Annotated in this window: 14 protein-coding genes and 2 pseudogenes; 15 read left to right on the forward strand and 1 reads right to left on the reverse strand. The window is 58.9% G+C overall.

Translation table 11 applies throughout. From position 1 onward, the window contains the following. From AC0ZT5_RS31515 to AC0ZT5_RS31550, 8 genes and pseudogenes are all read left to right on the forward strand, one after another. On the forward strand, positions 1-293 hold a 293-nt coding region (locus tag AC0ZT5_RS31515), incomplete at its 5' end, for an aspartate/glutamate racemase family protein (protein ID WP_488499591.1). Between the two features lie 579 nt (positions 294-872). After that, entirely contained in the window at positions 873-2,297 is a 1,425-nt protein-coding gene (locus AC0ZT5_RS31520) for a M20/M25/M40 family metallo-hydrolase (RefSeq protein WP_488499592.1), read from the forward strand. A gap of 816 nt (positions 2,298-3,113) precedes the next feature. Beyond that, entirely contained in the window at positions 3,114-4,370 is a 1,257-nt protein-coding gene (locus AC0ZT5_RS31525) for a sarcosine oxidase subunit beta family protein (protein ID WP_488499593.1), read from the forward strand. Between the two features lie 18 nt (positions 4,371-4,388). Continuing rightward, positions 4,389-4,655, forward strand: a complete 267-nt coding sequence (locus tag AC0ZT5_RS31530; RefSeq protein WP_488499594.1) for a sarcosine oxidase subunit delta — start codon at positions 4,389-4,391, stop codon at positions 4,653-4,655. After that, complete coding sequence (locus AC0ZT5_RS31535) at positions 4,652-7,744, forward strand: sarcosine oxidase subunit alpha family protein (protein WP_488499595.1); 3,093 nt, start codon at positions 4,652-4,654, stop codon at positions 7,742-7,744. Before AC0ZT5_RS31530 ends, AC0ZT5_RS31535 begins: the two co-directional genes overlap by 4 nt. A 10-nt stretch (positions 7,745-7,754) precedes the next feature. Continuing rightward, complete coding sequence (locus AC0ZT5_RS31540; RefSeq protein ID WP_488499596.1) at positions 7,755-8,243, forward strand: sarcosine oxidase subunit gamma; 489 nt, start codon at positions 7,755-7,757, stop codon at positions 8,241-8,243. Between the two features lie 613 nt (positions 8,244-8,856). Continuing rightward, the gene (locus AC0ZT5_RS31545; protein ID WP_488499597.1) at positions 8,857-9,450 is read left to right on the forward strand and encodes a GNAT family N-acetyltransferase; all 594 of its coding nucleotides are present in this window, start codon (positions 8,857-8,859) and stop codon (positions 9,448-9,450) included. A 479-nt stretch (positions 9,451-9,929) separates the two neighbouring features. Then, positions 9,930-10,116, forward strand: a pseudogene (locus tag AC0ZT5_RS31550) (IS110 family transposase); the annotation flags it as partial. 7 nt (positions 10,117-10,123) lie between these two features. On the opposite strand, the pseudogene AC0ZT5_RS31555 reads toward AC0ZT5_RS31550, so the two are convergent. Next, positions 10,124-10,309: pseudogene (locus AC0ZT5_RS31555) on the reverse strand (IS630 family transposase); the annotation flags it as partial. Between the two features lie 204 nt (positions 10,310-10,513). On the opposite strand from AC0ZT5_RS31555, the gene AC0ZT5_RS31560 reads away from it, so the two are divergent. The 7 genes from AC0ZT5_RS31560 to AC0ZT5_RS31590 all read left to right on the forward strand — a co-directional run bounded on the left by AC0ZT5_RS31560 (position 10,514) and on the right by AC0ZT5_RS31590 (position 19,180). Beyond that, the gene (locus AC0ZT5_RS31560) at positions 10,514-11,800 is read left to right on the forward strand and encodes a methylaspartate ammonia-lyase (RefSeq protein WP_488499598.1); all 1,287 of its coding nucleotides are present in this window, start codon (positions 10,514-10,516) and stop codon (positions 11,798-11,800) included. Then, positions 11,784-12,935: a CaiB/BaiF CoA transferase family protein gene (locus tag AC0ZT5_RS31565; protein ID WP_488499599.1), complete on the forward strand. Its 1,152-nt coding sequence runs from the start codon at positions 11,784-11,786 to the stop codon at positions 12,933-12,935. The genes AC0ZT5_RS31560 and AC0ZT5_RS31565 overlap by 17 nt, the downstream gene beginning before the upstream one ends. Positions 12,936-13,047: 112 nt before the next feature. Beyond that, complete coding sequence (locus AC0ZT5_RS31570) at positions 13,048-13,950, forward strand: HpcH/HpaI aldolase/citrate lyase family protein (protein WP_488499600.1); 903 nt, start codon at positions 13,048-13,050, stop codon at positions 13,948-13,950. 128 nt (positions 13,951-14,078) lie between these two features. Then, positions 14,079-15,005 (forward strand): LysR family transcriptional regulator, encoded by a 927-nt coding sequence (locus AC0ZT5_RS31575; RefSeq protein WP_488499601.1) that lies wholly within the window; start codon positions 14,079-14,081, stop codon positions 15,003-15,005. A gap of 202 nt (positions 15,006-15,207) precedes the next feature. Beyond that, positions 15,208-16,641: an aldehyde dehydrogenase family protein gene (locus tag AC0ZT5_RS31580; protein ID WP_488499602.1), complete on the forward strand. Its 1,434-nt coding sequence runs from the start codon at positions 15,208-15,210 to the stop codon at positions 16,639-16,641. A 6-nt stretch (positions 16,642-16,647) separates the two neighbouring features. After that, positions 16,648-18,192, forward strand: a complete 1,545-nt coding sequence (locus AC0ZT5_RS31585) for a fumarate hydratase (protein WP_488499603.1) — start codon at positions 16,648-16,650, stop codon at positions 18,190-18,192. Between the two features lie 487 nt (positions 18,193-18,679). Continuing rightward, complete coding sequence (locus tag AC0ZT5_RS31590; RefSeq protein ID WP_488499604.1) at positions 18,680-19,180, forward strand: Lrp/AsnC family transcriptional regulator; 501 nt, start codon at positions 18,680-18,682, stop codon at positions 19,178-19,180. Positions 19,181-19,424: the final 244 nt, after the last annotated feature.

The raw sequence follows: 19,424 nt of genomic DNA on the forward strand, positions 1-19,424 counted from the left end.
GTGACAGGGTGGTTGTCTTTGGACTCGATGACGCTCCCATATTTGCCGGCTTCTTCCTGGAGCCGTATGGTGACCTAGACGTGCAGGCAGTCCAGGCTGATGTGGTCAATGCGATCTTGACTCTGCAGAAGGATCGGCCGGATATCGGCATGCTCTTGCTTGAGTGTGGCGGGCTGGGACCATACGCGGCTGCAGTTCAAGAGGCGACTGACCTTCCAGTGTTTGATTATACATCCATGGTTGAATTCTTCGTCGGTGGCCTAACACGCAAACCATTCACAGGGCTCCTCTGATAACGGGGTGCTCTTGGGGCCGCAGAAAGGCTGCGGCCATTGTCGCACTAGGTTGATGCGGCCGATGGCCGGATCAAGTACCGACGGGTTCGATTTGCGAAGATCGCTTGCCTCCCGTGCTCGTCAATTTAGACGCACCTGCGGCTCTTGCGGTCTGGTGATGCTTGGCTCCGGAGGGGGCATGAGGGTTTTCATCGCCTCAATTACCGTCGTCCCGTCGCTGCCGCGAAACGCAAGCGAGGCGCCTTCATCCGGGGAAGAAGAGAGACAGTGCGAAAAGCACAATCGCGCGCAGTTTGTCTGGAGATCGAACGGCACATTCTTCGATCCGCAATGAGCCAAGGCATGAAGAGGTAGCCGAGGTTGATAGCCATCATGGATCAAGGTGACGTAGTATTTGATGTGATCTTCTCAACTTGCCGAAAAGCTTGGCGTACATTCGTTTGGCGTAGTAAGCACCCATCGCGTAGGAAGGCGGCCCGCATGAGAATCACGTGACGTTCGAATCGACACAACCAAAAGAATGAGTGCTCGCATTAGCGGGAGGGGTGTCCTTCCGGAGAGCGCCAGGAGAAGACCATGCATGTAGATACAATCGTTCAAGACCTACTCGGTCGCCAGAGCGAAATCGTGGATAGACTTTGCGCCTTCTTGCGGCTGCCAAGCGTGAGCACAGACCCAGCATTCATAGGAGGAATGCGGGACGCGCAAGCGTTTCTAATAAGCTGGCTCGAGCGCATGGGCTTGAGCGATGTCCAACTTCTCGATGGCGGTGGTCACTCAGCCGTTTACGGAGCTTGGAACGGGGCGCCGGGGAAACCTACTTTGCTCATCTATGGACACTACGATGTTCAACCCCCGGACCCGGCAGAAGCTTGGGTAACTCCACCTTTTGAACCAACCATCCGCGACGGACGGCTCTACGCTCGTGGGGCATCTGACGTTAAAGGCTCGACTGCAATCGCGCTCGAGACAATCGCCGCATTTCTGAAACTCCGGGGTGCGTGCCCCGTGAATGTGAAAGTCTTTTTGGAAGGGGAAGAAGAAACCAACAGTCCTAGTCTGCGGCCGATTGTGCAGCGGTACGGCGACTTGCTGCAGGCTGACGGAATGATATCCGCTGATGGCGCGCGAGCGCATCCCAAAATCCCAACGATAAATGTCGGATCGCGCGGAATTGTTGAGTTTGAGATTTCAATCCGAACCGCCGATAAAGACCTTCATTCTGGCCGTTACGGCGGCGCGGTCCGGAACGCCGCACATGTGATGGCGAAGATCATCGCTTCGTTACATGATGAGGATGGCGCGATTGCAATCCCGGGATTGCTGGCGGCTCTCCCTTCCGTTTCTGTGAGTGCCCGAGCTGAGACGGCCAGATTTCCCTTCGACGAGGCCGCTTTCGTCAAGGATGTTGGGGCGCGGGCTCACGGGGAACATGGCTTCACGATACGTGAGCAGCTAACGCTTCGACCGGCCTTGGACGTAAACGGAATGTGGGGAGGTTACACCGGGTTCGGCAGCAAAACAGTGATCCCAAGTGCTGCCCACGCTAAGCTATCATTGAGGATCGTGCCCGGACAGGACCCTGGCCAGGCCTTAGACGCGCTGAAGGCTCATCTGCGCTTCGTTTGCCCCGCGGACATTAAGCTCTCGATCGACGACCCGGGAACTGGGAGCAGAGCTTTCAACCTCCCTACCGAGCATCCACTTGTGCTTGCGGCAAAAAAAGTCTTGTCTGAGGCCACCGGTCAAGAGCCGGTGCTTGTCCGGCTGGGCGCGTCCATTCCCATCACCGTGATTTTCCAGGAGTTGTTGGGAATCCAAACGCTGATGTTCGGATTTGCCCTGCCGGATGAGGATATTCATGCGCCTAACGAATTCTTCCGGTTGGCCTCTTTGACGGAAGGCCTTTCTGCGTGGCCAAGGTTGTTAGAGCAACTCGGTGAGTACAGCGCCGATGAGTTTCGATCGATGGCCGTAGAGGCCGAGAAGGCGCCAGTTTAAACCTGAACGAGTGTTTAGAACTTCGGACAACGAGCCTTTGACTAGACGGTCCTGTCTTCGGAAATTTTTAACAGGATGAAGACTTGTCGACTTGTCGTCCGGTATCTCGTTTGGAATTCGTCGAGTGGAGCAACCTGCCCACTCGTGGAGGGAGCGAGGCGCACATTTCATCAGCGGCGATTGGCATCGCAACGCAAAGACGCGCCGATCATCCTTCGCAACATCACTCGCAAATCGAGTCTCGCCGACAGGGAGTGTTTTTCATCCGGCGATTGTAACCGGTCTTATCTTACTCAGTGCGTTTCCATGCCGAGCGTCATATGATGCTTGAGAAGCTCGATCGAACGAAAGCTGGGGCGCGCGGCTGTCCCACGCAGATATGACTGAGATCGCCGCATCAAATCCCGCGGCGCGTACAACTGCGCGCAACAACTTCCTTCACGCGGCGCGGTCTTCTGTCATCTGAAAACACGATGGTACAGTTCGTGACTTTATGTTGGTGAGTCCTACGCCAAGTGGCGCATAGTTGACAGGTAATGGTTCGAACTGATGCCCGTTGATGCAAGGTGAAGTGCATGCAGATCAAAGATGTCCTTCTCGCGCATGGCCAATGGCGCATTTTTCTATAACGACCAAGCTGCTATTCGGGGCGGAGGGACTGAGACCGAATGTTCTATGTTGGTGAAATCATAACGACTGGGTTCTGGCTAAAGGACTGGGGCATTGCGATATCCGAATCTGTCCGCATCACAAAGCGGGGTGCGGGGAAACCTTCTGCAACTTCCCCCGACGCCTTCGTCAAATAGCGGGATTGGCATGCGCGGCTATTCGGCTTTTTCCATCCTTCGCAATGGGCTCACGGGCCAAAGGCACTGGAGGCGCGCCTGGCGGGCGCCCGACCCGAAGTCGGCCTATGATGTTGTTATAGTGGGCGGCGGTGGGCACGGCCTGGCGACCGCTTTCTATCTGGCCGAGAACCACGGCGTCCGCAATGTGGCCGTACTGGAGAAGGGCTATATCGGTGGTGGCAACGTCGGCAGAAACACCACAATCGTTCGGTCGAACTATCGGCTTGATGGCAATACCCAGTTCTACGAATTTTCGATGAAGCTGTGGGAGGGCCTGTCCCGGGCGCTCAATTTCAACGTGATGTTCTCCCAACGCGGCTTTTTGCTGACCGCCAATTCGCCCGGCGAATTCGACACTTTCGGTTATCGCGCCAACGTCATGCGGCTAAACGGGATCGACGCCGAATTGCTTGATCGCGAGGAGGTGCGCCGGATGGTGCCTTATCTTAATTTTTCGGAGAAGGCGCTGTTTCCGGTTCACGGCGCGATACTTCAGGGCCGGGCGGGCACCGCGCGCCATGACGCGGTGGCCTGGGGCTACGCGCGCGCCGCCGACGCCCAGGGCATCGACATCATCCAGGGCTGCGAGGTGACAGACTTCATCCGTCAAGGCGACCGCATCGTCGGCGTCGAGACGACGAAGGGCCGAATCGGCGCCGCAAAAGTGGGGCTTGCGGTGGCGGGGCACACCTCGGTGCTCGCCCGGAAGGCCGGCCTTGAACTGCCGATCGAGAGCCATGTCCTCCAGGCCTTCGTGACCGAACCGATCAAGCCGCTCGTCCACCATGTCGTCGCCTATGGCGCGGACCATTTCTATGTCAGCCAATCCGACAAGGGCGGGCTGGTATTCGGCGGCGGTCTCGACGGCTACAATTCCTATGCGCAGCGCGGCAATCTCGCGGTTGTGCGCGAGGTCGCGGAGGCGGCGGTCGCAATGATGCCCTGCATCTCGCGGCTGCGCATCCTGCGGCACTGGGGCGGCGTGATGGACATGACGCCCGACGCGAGCCCGATTATCTGCCCGACGCCCATCGACGGGCTCTACCTCAACGGCGGCTGGTGTTACGGCGGCTTCAAGGCCACACCCGCTTCGGGCTGGTGCTTTGCGCATACGCTCGCCAAGGGCGAAGCCCATCCGCTCACCGCCGCCTATCGGCTCGATCGCTTCCGCACCGGCCGCACGATCGATGAGGCAGGCGCCGGCCCATTCACCTGGCTGCAATAATCGAGAGACGGAAAGATCATGCTGCGCATCGAATGTCCCTGCTGCGGTCCGCGCGACCACGACGAGTTCCGCTATGGCGGAGACGCCTCGGTGAACCGGCCGGCATATGACGATCCGGATTTCGAAGCCTGGTACCGCTACGTCTTCGTGCGCGAGAACCCAGCCGGGCTGCATCGCGAATATTGGCAGCATGTGATGGGCTGCCGGCAATGGCTGGTCGTCGAGCGCGACACGCGGAGCCATGCCATCGCCTCGATCCGCTTCGCTCGGGAGACGCGCGCATGAAGCGGGTTGCTATAGGTGGGCGGATCGACCGCTCGCAGCCAATCGAATTCACCTTCGACGGCAGGGCGATGAACGGTTTTCGCGGCGACACGCTCGCCTCGGCGCTGCTGGCGAACAGTGTCCGCCTTGCCGGCCGCAGCTTCAAGTATCACCGGCCGCGCGGCATCTATTCAGCCGGGCCCGAGGAGCCGAATGCGCTTGTGACGTTGGGGATGGGCGGCCGCCGCGAGCCGAACCTAACGGCGACGACGGTGGAACTGGCTGAAGGGCTGGTCGCCGAAAGCCAGAACCGCTGGCCGTCGGTCAAATTTGATGCTCAGGGCATAAACGGCCTGTTTGCGCCATTTCTGTCGGCAGGGTTCTACTACAAAACCTTCATGGGTCCGACCCGGCGGGCCTGGATGTTTTATGAACACTTCATCCGCAAGGCGGCGGGGCTCGGCCGTGCGGGCGAGGAGCCCGATCCGGATCGCTACGACGTCCGCCATCTCTTCGCCGACGTCGCGGTAGTCGGCAGCGGCCCGGCGGGGCTCTCCGCCGCATTCGCGGCGGGCGAGGCCGGCGCCAGAGTGGTCCTGATTGAACAAGATTTTGCACCCGGTGGCACGCTTCTGTCGGACCCGGCGGACACTGAGTCCGCGGCTTGGCTTTCGGGTATGCTCGCACGGCTCGCCGAAATGCCGAATGTCTCCTTGATGACGCGCACCACGGCGTTTGGCGCTTATGACGGCAATGTGCTCGGGCTCGTGGAGCGGCACGGCTCCGGAACCGCCGATCCGAAAGAAGGGCAAGCGCGCCAGACGCTACTGCTTCTGCGAGCGAAATCGATCGTTTATGCGTCTGGGGCGCTTGAGCGGCCGCTTACTTTCGCCAATAACGACCGACCCGGCATCATGCTGGCCTCCGCGGCGCGGATCTATCTGAACCGCTTTGCCGTACTGGCGGGTACCCGGGTAGTGGTTGCGACCGACAACGACAGCGCCTACAAAGCAGCCTTCGATCTAGCGGCAGCCGGGGCGGAGGTGACGATAGCTGACAGCCGCGCCGAACCGATACATGAACTTCTGGAACAGGCGCGCCGCCGGTGCATCGCCGTCCGCACGAAATCGCGAATTGCCAATGCCTTGGGGAGTCGGGCCGTACGCGCTGTTACGCTTTCCGAACCGGGCGGTCCGGCCACGGTCAGATGCGACCTGGTTGCGGTCTCCGGCGGCTGGTCGCCGACCGTGCATCTGATATCCCATCTCGGGGTGAAGCCGGTCTATCGCGAAGACATGCGTACTTTCGTTCCTGGAAAGCTCGGAGCGGGGCTGTTCGTGGCCGGTGCCGTGACGGGAGGCTTCACTACAGGGGGCGCGATCGGGGAGGGGCATCGTGCAGGGGCCGAGGCATCTGCGTTCTGCGGCATAGCGAAATCAGTCCCCCAGCCGGTCGGGCTCCAACTGACTGAGATCGATGCGAGACCTCATGATAACTCCCTCTCCGCCTCACTTCGCTCGGCACCTCTCCCCCACTTCGTGAGGGCAGACCACGGGAGCCATACCGTGTGCCCCGAGCATCATCGCCCCCGTCGATCGGAGGAGAGGTGGTTTGCGAAGCGAACCCGAGAGGGGGACGAAAAAGGGACGAAATTTGCCGAAGGCAAGGCCTTCGTCGACCTACAGATGGATGTGACCACGCAAGACATAGCTCTCGCTCACCGCGAAGGTTACGAGTCAGTCGAGCACCTGAAGCGCTACACGACGCTCGGCATGGGCACCGATCAGGGCAAGACAAGTAATTTCTATGCCCTTTCGGCCATGGCCGGCCTGCGCGGCATGGCGGTTCCGGAAGTTGGCACCACAACGTTCAGGCCGCCGTATACACCGGTCGCCATCGGCGCGCTGGCCGGGCGCAGCATTGGCCATCATTACAAGCCGATCCGGCGCACACCGATGCATGAGTGGCATGTCGCCAACGACGCGCAGATGTTGGAGGGCGGGCTCTGGATGCGGCCCTGGTTCTATCGTGCTTCCGGCCGCGACGTAAACGAGGCCTATGTCGCGGAGATGCGGGTGGTGCGCGAGGCGGCCGGGCTGATGGACATCTCGACGCTCGGCAAGATCGACGTACAGGGACCGGACGCAGCTGAATTCCTCGACCGAGTCTATGTTAACGGCTTTGCCAAGCTGCCGGTCGGCCGCGCACGCTACGGCATCATGTTGCGCGACGATGGCATCGTCTTCGACGATGGCACCACGAGCCGACTCGGTGAGCGGCACTTCTTCATGACGACATCGACCGCGAAGGCCGAGGACGTAATGTCCCGGCTCGAGTTCCTGCTCGATACTGCTTGGCCCGACCTTCGCGTTTCGGTGACTTCGGTCACCTACGAATGGGCGGCGATGTCGGTCGCCGGTCCGAACAGCCGCGATATCCTCGCCGCCGCGTTTCCCGATTGCAACGTCTCAAATGAGGCGTTGCCATATATGGGGCTGCTTGAAGAGAAATATCGCGGCGGGCCCCTGCGCATCATCCGCCTTAGCTTTTCCGGCGAGCGGGCTTACGAGATCTATGTCGGCGCGAGCGTTGGCAAGGAGGTGTGGTGCCACCTGATGGAGGCCGGCGCGCCTTTGGGCCTGAAGCCTTACGGCGTCGAGGCCCTGGGCGCCCTGCGCATCGAGAAGGGCCATGTCGCGGGACCGGAGATCGACGGCAGGACGACGCTCGACGACCTAGCGCTCAGCCGCATGGCGGGCAAGCGCAGCGGCTATGTGGGCGAGGTGCTTGGCCGCCGCGAAGCCTTCAGCGACCCGGCGCGCCCGCGGCTGGTCGGGCTGCGCTGCATCGAGCCTGGGAAGCGGTTGCACCAAGGAGCGATCCTGTTCAGGCCTAGCGAGCCGATCCAGGGCCACGGTCTCGGCCGCATCACCTCCGTGACCTACAGCCCCACGCTCGACGCCTGGGTGGGGCTGGGATTGCTAGCCCGGGAGGCAGCGGAGGAGGACGCCGAGATCGTCGCCACTTATCCGATCGCGGGCCAGACGGTGCGGGCCCGGGTAGTCTCGCCCATTTTCCTCGACCCGAAGGGAGAGCGGCTCCATGGCTGATGGTTCGACCATGGCGGGGTTCGAAATGGCGGCGTATGACTGCGCGATCGTCCAATTCGAGGGCTGGAACGGCGCGATGGCGCGCTTCGAGGCGGAACTGCACCGGATGCTGGGCGGGCAGCCGCCGAGCGAAGTCGGCGAGACCGCTCGTCATGACAGCCGGCTGATGATCCGCGTTGCGCCACGCAGGTTCTGGCTGCTTTGCGACGGCCCGCCGCCCATTTTCGATGTCGATCCGGAACTCGGCTGCGCGCTCCCGCTCGGCGAGGGCAGGGTGAGGCTGCGACTTTCCAGCAGCGACCTCAAATATGTGTTGGAGCGGTGCGTCGCGGTGGATTGGGAGACACTAGGCGAGGGACGGGCGGTCCAGACCGGCCTCCATCGCGTGCCGGTCCTGCTGCTGCGCAGGAGCGCATTCGAATGCGATCTTCTCGTCCCGCGCAGCTTCAGCAAGAGCCTAACGAAGTGGATTGCCGACGCTTCCGCAGCCGGGACCTGACTACCGCATCGAAGGGGTTGGGCTGCCACCTAGCCAAATGGAGGATCGGGTTCAAGGCGCCTTTGAGGAAAGCAAAGCCAATTGTTTGCCTAGCAGGCTTCTCTGATTGGGGTCGTTGAGGTCAAGCTCCTCTGAATTTTCCGGATAATGTCGCCCCGCGGATCACTCGCTCTTCGCGGTCGACGTTAGGCCGCCGCATGGGGGAGTCAGTAGAGCGAGGCGCTCAATATGTTGAACCGACTTTGGGAGAGTTCGATCCAGGATCGTGCCTGCTAACGAGATCACCTTGCCTATCGTTCCCCACGGGAACGATCCGAATCACGCCCTTTCGGGCGGAATCAACTCCTCCTTCGTTGGTCCGTTATCCCTATTTCATGCCGATACGCGGCCGGGTGTGCCTTTGAACGACAGGGGCCCTGCTTCTCCTTCGAAGCGCCGCGACTCCAGTAACATCATAAACGTGCAATGGCTGTGCCTCTCAGCGAATTTAAAGAAGCTTCAGCATCAGGAAACAAGATTGTTGCAGAGATTTCTTAGAACGTTAACCCAAGGAACGCGCATTCTAGGAGATCATAGTCCCACGTTTGTTCCGTATGCAAAAAGGACTCCTCTCGTGCACATCCTTGAAACGCCGCGCCTAATCTTAAGGCCGCCATTGCATAGCGATGAGCTTCTACTACATGGACTTCATAGCGATCCGTTCGTTGTAAACGCCGTCGGGGATGGGGTCTATCCGACGATAGAGCAGTCGAAAGCTGTACTGCTTCAGTACATTAATCATTGGCAGCACAATCGTTTCGGTAAATGGATGGTGTTCGTCAAAGATGAAGGCCAAGCCAGAGAATTCGCTGGCTATTGTGGATTGATGCGCAGCGGCTCGTATCTGCCCGAAGATCCGAATAACGTGGAAATGGCAACCGTCCTCCACCTTGCGGCCTCCGGAAAGGGGATCGCGGTGGAGGCCGGCAAGGCGGTAGTGCAATTTGCTTTCGAGCATCTAAAACATGAGAAAGTGACTGTATTCATTCGGCCAGAGAATACGCGTTCGCTTCTAAAAAATAAGAAAATCGGATTTTTATATATCAGTGACAGAATTTACAATAAAATGACGATGAGGTATTTTGAGATTTTTCCGGATACCTCTGTAAAGTCCGATAAGTTACGTGTTTTTGATTGTAAATATCCGGAACCTATTCCAAAGCAGTAGTGCTGCGACCAAACCGCATTGTTCGGGCGCTAATCACCGTCGATGGACTTGGCACAATCGTTGACACCGACGCGCCCATACCTCTCTTGTACGTGACGAACTTATCTGGAAGCCTTGGCTGACGGCGAAACGCCGCCACCGACGACATCCGAACCGCCAACCTGGCCGCGTTCGTAGCAAGCCTGTCGAGCGCCTGGCACGCGGGCGAAATCCGCCCGACGTTCTCCATTGAAGCCAAACCGCGTTACCTACGAAGTCTACAAAAGGTCTCGACGCAAGTCCTTATTGCGAGTCCCACCCCGGCGCTCAAGCCGGCGACCCCACCCGCTCCAGCCGTTACAAAGGCAAAGACGCCGGAAAGGCCGAAGCCGGTCTACGCTCAGACTGGCCAAGCCCGTGTCCAAGCGCTCCGCATGGTGTGGCCGATCGTGTGCAACTCTTCGAAGATTTGTGCGTCCATTTTCCGGGTCGATTTACGCTATCATGATCCACTGCGCGCCGGCATCAACGATGTGCAGGAACTGTCGAAGATCCATGAAGCGATTGCAAGAGCCAAGATCGAGATCCAGCACCATCCTGACGCATTACCTGCCGCAGTATTTCCCCGAGATTGATCGCTTCAGGGGAAACAGCCGCAGTGATTGGTTCTTCGCCTTCCTAGAGCAGGTCCTGTTTAATCCGGTTCATATGCTGCGGCTTTGAAGTAGTTGGCACATTCGGCTGGGGTGAAGAGGTCGACGACCGCGCCGACCGCGTCCCACAGAGCCTTGATGATTCTCTCGGCCTTTGCTCGCAGCAGCGCCTTGAGTTTGGCGAAGGCGTTCTCAATCGGATTGAAGTCGGGACTGTAGGGCGGCAGGCACCCGCCTCCGAAATGCCAGTAGTTCGAGGTGTCCAGTTGGGTGAAAGGTACGGAATCTCTCGGACAGGCCTGGCCATCTGAAAACGCGATGGTGCTGGCCGGGAGATTATATTGGCGAACTCAAGGCCAAGTGGCGCATGCTAGTGAAAAGGTTCGAACCGCATCCTACGTCAACTCCGTCCGACAGTCGAGCGAGTGAAAGTGCAGATCAAAGAAGTCCTTCTCGCGCCTGGCACAGGCGCATTTTTCTATGACGACCAATCTGCCATCAGAGTCGGCGCGATTCAGGATGGATTCATTTATCTTGGCGAACCGATAACGCCTGGGTTCACGGCAATTCGCATTCCAGGATCCTCGCTAAGCGTCGGGCTTGTCCTTACCGACGACACCGTTGTTTGGGGTGACATGATGAACGTCCAGTACTCTGGTGCTGGCGGACGGGATCCGCTGTTCGACCCGATTCAAATGTCCGATTCGACGTCGCGGGTGGTGGTGCCGCGGCTTCTCGATGTCGATGCGTCTAGGTATCTTGACGCGTGCGCGAAGGTGTTCGAGCCCTTCGAACACAAGCGATTACCTCTCGCGATTGAGTATGGCGTCAGTCAGGCGCTCCTTCGCGCCGCCGCTCATCTTCAGCGCAAGACGATGGCGGAGATCATATGCGCGGAGTTTGACCTACCGCTGCCCCAACGGAGGGTTCCAATTTATTGCCAGAGCGGTGATGCTCGGGAAATCAACGTCGATAAAATGATCTTAAAGGGCGTTGACATCCTTCCCCATGGCCTAATCAATTCTCGGCAGAAATTTGGCGCCGACGGCCAGACTTTCTTGGAGTTCGTGAAGTGGGTTGCAGCGCGAACGCGCGAAATCGGCCGCCCGGGGTATCACCCGGTGCTGCATTTCGATGTGTATGGCTGGATCGGCCAGGAAATCGGGCTGGAACCGCAACAGATCGCCGATTTCATCTGCATGGTTGCCGAGAGCGTTCCGGGTTTCGCACTTAACATCGAATCGCCGGCGGACTTCGGCTCTACACAAGCTCAAATTGAGAACTACGCCAAAATCGTATCGATCTTGGATAATCGCGGTTCCAGCGCACGCATTGTCGTGGATGAGAGATGCAATACGCTTGAGGATATCCGGCTCTTTGCCGAAGCGAAGGCCACGCATCTCGTTCAAATCAAGACCCCAGATGTCGGCTCACTCGTCGATACGGCGCGCGCCGTTCTCATGTGCAAGGCGAATAGGGTAGGGGCGTATGTGGGGGGGAGCTGTACCGAGACAGATCTGTCCGCCCAAGCTTCTGTCCACGTGTCAGTGGCGACCCAGGCAGACATGATGCTTGCAAAGCCCGGAATGGGTGTCGACGAGGCATTTTCCATAGTCGGGAACGAACAGAATCGCCTGCTGGCGATGCTGAATCGTCGTCGGGCCCAAGGCGAAAAACTTTGGGTGAAAAGCACGGTGTCACATGCGGAACTCTCTTGAGGGGATCACCGTCGTTGCGGTGGAGCAGGCCGTGGCCGCGCCTTATGCGTCGTCTCGCCTTGCGGATGCTGGCGCCCGGGTAATCAAGATCGAACGGCCGGAAGGGGACTTTGCCCGAAGCTACGACAAGTTGGTTCGGGGGCAGAGCGCTTACTTCGTCTGGCTCAACCGGGGTAAGGAGTCGGTGTGTCTAGACCTGAGGTTGGAGGCGGACCGCGAGGTCCTCGACACGCTCATTGCCGATGCTGACGTCTTTATCCAGAATCTGAAGCCGGGCAGTATCGAAAAACTGGGTTTCGGGTCTGCTGATCTGCGCCGACGCTTCCCGCGGCTGATCGCCTGCGACATCTCGGGTTTCGGGGACAAAGGGCCGTATTCCCATCTGAAGGCCTATGATCTCATCGTCCAGGCCGAGACAGGTTTATGCGCGATCACCGGCAATCAACAAGGGCCGGCGCGTGTAGGTGTCTCGGTTTGTGACATCTCGGCGGGCATGACAGCGCATAGTGCCATTCTTCAGGCCCTTTATCACCGCGAGGTCACCGGCGAAGGCGCCAGCATCCAGGTGTCACTGTTCGATGCCGTCGCCGACTGGATGAATGTTCCAGTTCTTCAAAACGACTACAGCGACTATCACACCGTACGCGCCGGCGTGAAACACCCATCGCTGGCACCCTATGGCGCCTATCGTTGTGCCGATGACAAAGAGGTCATCTTTTCGGTTCAAAATGACCGCGAATGGGTAAATTTCTGCGAGAAATTCCTGAAGCAGCCGGCGCTTACTCGCGCACCTGGTTTTGCTGACAATATGGAGCGCCTCGGTCACCGGGCGCAACTTGATGAGATCATTGAGAGGCGCTTTTCCGAACTGTCCTGCCATGAAGCGATGCGGGAGCTTGAGGCCGCCGGTTTGGCATACGGCCGGCTAAACGAAGTGGCGGATGTTTCAAACCATCCACACATTCGCAGGGTTGAGGTTGGAACACCCGAAGGAACCGTCGAGACGATAGCACCGGCGGCGATTTTCAACTCGGAGCACCCCGGGCTGCGCCCAGTTCCGGCTCTTGGCGCTCATACCGAGACTGTCCGCGAGGAGGTTCTGGGGCGTTTGCGCGAGAGAGCCGCGTCAGCGTGAGCGCGCACGCTATTTCCAAAGAGCCTGTGTACCGCGCACCATCTCAGCACGCCGGTCGCCCAAATAGCTCACTGGCACCGCCGTCGCTAAAATCGGCAGCAGAGGCGACTCCATGATCAAGGACACCTTTGCGGCTGATGAAAGCGCGACGTCTGTACCCCGCTGGAGATCCCTGCTCTTCGTTCCCGCCCACATTCCGCGGTTTGTGGAAACGGCTCATGAGCGCGGTGCAGATGGCATCATTCTAGATCTGGAGGATTCCGTTCCTCAGGATCAGAAGGGCGGGGCACGGCGGCAGCTTTCCGATTCCGTGACAAAGGTGGGCCGGAAGGGCGCATCTGTTTTGGTGCGCGTAAATCGCGGTTTGCGCGCGTCGGCGGCCGATCTCGATGCGGCCGCGATCGCAGGGGTTGAGGCGCTTGTTCTTCCGAAGACGGATTCGGCAGAGTGGGTACTGGAGATCGCGAATGCCGTTTCGGAACTTGAACGAGAAAGAAATCTTGCGCAGGGACGCATCCGCTTCCTTGCCCAGATCGAGACGCCGGGCGCGTTGCAAAGGCTTGGCGCAATTGCGTCGGCGCATCCTAGGATGGTTGCAATGGCGCTTGGTCCTGAAGATTTCAGTGCTGCTGTTGGCGGCGCGCCGGAATTCGACCTTTTGTTGACGCCGAACCTTTCTGTTCTGTTTGCCGCCCGTGCGGCCGGCTTGCTCCCACTGGGCTTCATAGGAAGTATTGGCGAGTTTTCGGACACTCGCAAACTTCGTGAAGCTGCGGCGCATGCGCGACGGCTTGGCTTTGCCGGAGCTTTGGCGATCCATCCGACACAGGTGGCCATATTCAATGAGGCTTTCTCGCCAAGCGCACAGGAGCTCGAATGGGCCCGCGATGTCGTCGCGGCAGAAAACGATGCCGCCGCTCGCGGGCTGTCTGCGTTCTCGTTGAATGGTAGGATGGTTGATCCGCCAGTGGCGCGGCGCGCCCACGAAATCCTGACCCCCGCCGGTAGCAACTGACCTACTTCCCCTCAATGGTCCGGCCGGGAACCTTTCCTGGTGTCTGCAGCAAGTATCACTTGCGGCCCATCTCGTTTCGAGATAAACGCAAGGGACTGGGGGAAGTTGCTCTTCAGTTGGGTTAAGCTGTGGATATCAGGCAGTTAAAATACTTTGTCGGCGTGGTGGAAGCCGGCAGTTTTACGAAGGCCGCTTCGCTCCTCCATGTCGCTCAGAGCGCCCTTAGCCTCCATGTCCGTCAATTGGAGGAAGGCTTCGGCACCCAGCTGCTGGTACGTGACAGGACCGGTATCAGTGTGACGGCCTCCGGAAGCAAACTGCTTGAGCGGGCGCGCACGATTCTCAGGGAAATTCGCCTCACCGAGATCGAACTCACCAACACGGTGGCATCTCCTTCCGGAGAGGTGACCATCGGCATTCCCTCCGGGGCTGCGCGTGTACTTAGTGGTCCGCTGCTTGAATCGGTCAGAAACGAGCTGCCACGGATCTCCCTTAAGATGATTGAGGGCATGACGGGACCGCTGGAAGAGTGGATGGCTGCCGGCCGCTTCAATCTGGCTGTCCTCTACCGCACTGCCGAGAGCGCGGGGCGGATGCCGGTGCTGGCGCGCGAAGAACTTTACCTGGTGGCGCCGCCAGGTGAACCGCCTTTCGAAGATGAGATACCGCTCGCCGATCTGCATGCGTTCCCGCTAGCGGTTCCCATGCGCAATAACAATGTCAGGCGTTCGGTGGCTGATGTCGTTGCGCAGCACGGTTGTGTGCTTGACGTCAGATTCGAAGTCGACTCCCTTTCTACGATCATTAATATGGTTATGGAAGCAAAAGCGTATTCTATCCTTGCCCCGTCGGCCATTCAGAGGGAAACCTCTCAGGGACAGGTCCGGACAGTCAAAATTATTGATCCAGTGATTACCCGCTCCGTTGTACTTGCCGTCAACCCCAAAGATGAGCAATCTCCCGCTGTCTCTGCTGTCCGCAAGCTGATCCCCAATGTCACCAGGACATTAATCGAGAGCGGGCAGTGGCCGGCCACGGCTCCGGTCCGGGCTTAGGCATATCCGTCAAAGCGATCCCAGTGCTATTAGGCTTCCACGGTCGGCCCCAGCCGGCCATCAATCTGGATTCGAGATGGTTTTGGGCGACATTCCATATTTGACCCGGCGTGACCATCGCGATGAGACTGCACAGAAAGTGAGCGCACGGTCGGAGATCGGCTGGTCTCGCATTGGCAGAAATACTCAAGCGGAGCATGGGATGTCCAACGCCACCAGCTATCAGCTTTTCATCAATGGCAGATGGCGAGCCGGTGGTAGCGGAGGCGCTCTTTCGGTCATCAATCCGGCGACGGAGATAGAATTTGCCTCGGTGGCCTCGGCGACGATACCGGACCTGGACGAGGCCCTCGCTTCGGCAGAGCGCAGCCACAAGACCTGGTCCTCGCGGCCTGCAAAGGATCGTGGCGAGATTCTCGTAGCAGCCGCCAAAATTCTGGCAGCGAAGATTGAAGCAGCGGCTAGGGACCTGTCAGCCGAACAGGGAAAGACGATTGCCGAAGCCACAGGCGAGTACGCGCGCGCTATCGAAACCCTGGAGTGGAACGGAACGCACGCCGAAGAGTTGTCGGCCCCTATTGCGATGGGCCCGAACCGGATGATCGTCCCCGATGCGGTTGGCGTCGTTGCTGCCTTTACGCCGTGGAACTATCCCGCCGTTCTCATCGCCCGCAAGCTCGCTCCCGCTTTGGCGGCAGGCTGCCCGGTAATCCTCAAGGGGGCTGAAGAGACACCAAGCGCGGCTGTCCATTTCGTCGAAGCCTTGCAACAAGCCGGTATTCCGGACGGCGTGATCAATCTCGTCTTTGGCGTTCCGGTGCAAATATCCCGCCATCTCCTCAGCTCGCCAATCGTGAAGGTCCTGACATTCACGGGCTCTACCGAGGTTGGAAAACAACTCGCCAAGCTCGCCGCCAATAACTTGCAGCGGTGCGTTCTTGAACTCGGCGGGCACTCCCCCGTCATTGTATGCGAGGACGTCGACCTGGCAAAAGCTATACCGGCAATTTCGGAATACAAGTTCGAGTGCGCTGGCCAGAGCTGCAATGCGCCCAGCAGGATCCTCGTCGCGCGACCTCTCTACGAGGAGTTTCTTGCCCGGATGACCGAGGTCGCCCGCACGATCAGGATCGGTCCACCGGACGATCCGGCGACAGAGATGGGGCCAATGGCTAATGCTCGGCGAATCGAGGCCATGCAGCGCCTCGTCAAGGATGCGGTCGATCGCGGCGCCAACATCGAAACCGGCGGCGCCCGCCTTGGCCAGCCGGGTTTTTACTGGCCGCCAACGATCCTGACAGGCGTGCCGAAGGATGCCAGAGTGCTTCATGACGAGCCGTTCGGACCGATTCTCACCGTAGCGCCGTTCGACACGATCGAGGAGGCGATCGAAGTAGCCAACGCCACTGACTATGGCTTGGCTGCATACATCTTCACCGATGCTGACGATACCAAACGAGCGCTCATCGGCGGTCTTTCGGCCGGCGCTCTTAGTGTAAATTACCTGAAAGGCGTTTCCGCGGATGCGCCGTATGGAGGCGTTAAACAGAGCGGGTATGGATATGAAGGAGGCGAGCAGGGGGTGCGGAGCTTCCAGAGCCTGAAACTGGTCAACGGGTTGGGCGCATGCGGATGAGTTTTCGTGAATAGGACAAGATCGACCATTGCAGGGGAGGATGTCACAAAGAGCGTCGCAGACGCCCTTCAGTACATCTCATATTACCATCCTCCCGACTATATCCGGTCCCTTTCGCGGGCATACACTCGCGAACTAAGCCCGGCCGCGAAGAATGCCATCGGGCAAATCCTGCTGAACTCCCGCATGGCGGCCTTCGGGCGGCGTCCGATCTGCCAGGACACCGGTCTCGTAGTGGTCTTTGCCAAGGTGGGCATGGACGTTCACATCAAATCAAAGGCCAGTTTCGCTGACCTCGTGAATGAGGGCGTCCGGCAGGCATATCTCGACCCCGACAATCCCCTTCGACCATCGGTCGTCTCCGATCCGCTCGCCGGACGGATCAATACCCGCGACAACACGCCGGCAATCGTCCACGTCGACCTAGTGCCTGGCAACCGAATCGAGATTACCATCGCGGCAAAAGGCGGCGGATCCGAGAACAAGGCGCGTTTCGCCACCCTGAATCCCAATGCGTCCGTTGCCGACTGGGTGGTCGACACCGTTTCGACGCTGGGCAGCGGATGGTGCCCGCCCGGAATGATCTCGGTCGGCATCGGTGGCAGCGCTGAAAAGGCGATGCTGCTTGCCAAGGAGGCAATGAACGAACCGATCGACATGTCGGAACTGATCGCCAGGAGGCCGTCGAACGCGGAGGAGGCGCTGCGGATCGAGCTTTATGAAAGAATTAACGCGCTAGGCATCGGCGCTCAGGGCCTAGGCGGCTTGACCACCGTCGTTGACGTCAAGGTTGCTACCTATCCCACTCACGCCGCTTCCAAGCCCGTCGCGCTCATTCCGCAATGCGCCGCCAACCGGCACCTCAAGTTCACCTTGGACGGAACAGGGCCGGCACAGCTTCAGCCGCCCGACCTTTCCGAATGGCCCCAGATCGGTCATGAGGATTTGCACACAGCCGAGGTCCGTCGGGTCAATCTCGATGCGCTCACGAAGGAAGAGACGGCATCATGGCGCTGCGGGGAAACCCTTCTTCTGTCGGGGAGGATGCTGACGGGCCGTGACGCCGCCCACCAGCGAATGGTCGAGCTAGTGGATGTCGGCAAGCCGCTCCCGGTCGATCTGCGGGGACGTGTGATCTACTACGTCGGACCCGTGCGCGCGATGAGGGGGGAGGTCGTCGGGCCGGCTGGCCCGACAACCTCGAGCCGTATGGACGGTTTTACCGAAAAGATGCTCGCGGAGACTGGCCTATATGCGATGGTCGGCAAAGCCGAAAGGGGACCGGCGGCTATCGAAGCGATCGTCAAACACAGAACGCCCTATCTCATCGCAGTGGGTGGTGCCGCCTATCTGATTTCAAAATCGATCAAGGCGGCGCGGATCGTGGCCTTCGAAGATCTGGGCATGGAAGCCATCTATGAATTCGAAGTCCAGGACATGCCCGTCATCATGGCTGTCGATGTTGAGGGAAACTCCATTCATAAGTCGGGTCCGCTTGAATGGCGTAAGCGTATGGCTGCCGACAGCATCGCTCGCAGCATCGGCGTTTGAGTTCGTCCGGGCTGCGCGATCCGCCCAGGCTATCGCGCCGGATATTGGCTACGGCAGTCGGACAAACTGCGTTGTGGGGTTCGGCCCCTCGGCGGTGCACATAGGAAAGGCCTTCAAGTCACTCGTTGCGAAAATGCCCGGATATTGCGTGGTTCGACAGGCGGTCATGAGAATTGTTGCCTGGTGCAGTCAGGGAGCCAATCAGGTCAAACTCGCCGGTAACCGACAAAAGCACTATCCAATTACGCTGAGATCGATGCCGACAGGCGATCCCCGCACTGTGCGTTATCGCCCGCGTAGGCGAGGGCAATTCCCAACTGTTCTGCGTCCCTTGAGATTGGATCGCTCTTGGTCAAATGCCAATCGTCAACCACACACTGACGCGTTCGGGCCGAAGACAGAGATGTCCACTAAATTCGCTCGCTTGGATTGATGATAGAATTCCTGGCACTAATTGCCTTTGGACCACGCTTGAGAGCAACAGATCATGCAGTCGAAACCAGATCCTGTGCAACTGTTGGACGCCTGGGATATCCGGATTCTCTCAGAAATCCAGTTAGATGGTCGGATTTCAAAAAGCGAGCTCGCAAAGCGTGTTCACCTTTCAGCGTCGGCCTGTTCGGAGCGGCTTCGCATGTTGCAAGCCGCAGGCATCATTGAGGGATTCTATGCGCGACTAAGTCCGGCCCTCATGGGGGGCATTATCTCTATAATGGTTGAGGTGGTTCTGGATCGCCACCGTCTCGAGGACCAGCGGCACTTCGAGGCTGCGATCCAACAGATTCCGGAAATCCTGGACTGCTGGGCCATCGGGGGTCGGATCGACTATTTGATGCGCGTTTCATCTCCCTCGATGGGTGCGTATCAGGATTTCATGGAGGGATTGCTCCAGGCAGGCTTGGGTATCAACCAATACTACAGCCTTGTCGTGACGAAGCCAGTGAAGGCCAATTCGCCAATTCCCTTGTCCTCCTTCAAGCGGAAATGAACTCTGAAGCGTTGATGCGTCGGTAATAAGTCCCGATTCCGCGAATTCATCGGTCAAATATGCTCATTTCCGCGAAAGTCGATTGGTCGTTGCGCATATAAGGAGGCAGTCGACCGGGTGTTCCGCCCCAATCTTTCGGGCGGAAAGCAACGAAGCGTCTGAACAATCTAGTCGGAGAAAAATTCTTCGCCCGAGGATCTAATCTCGTAGGCACATCATTGCCAACAACGGTCGACTGCCGGCC

It is taken from the genome of Mesorhizobium sp. CNPSo 4670, from assembly GCF_057784235.1.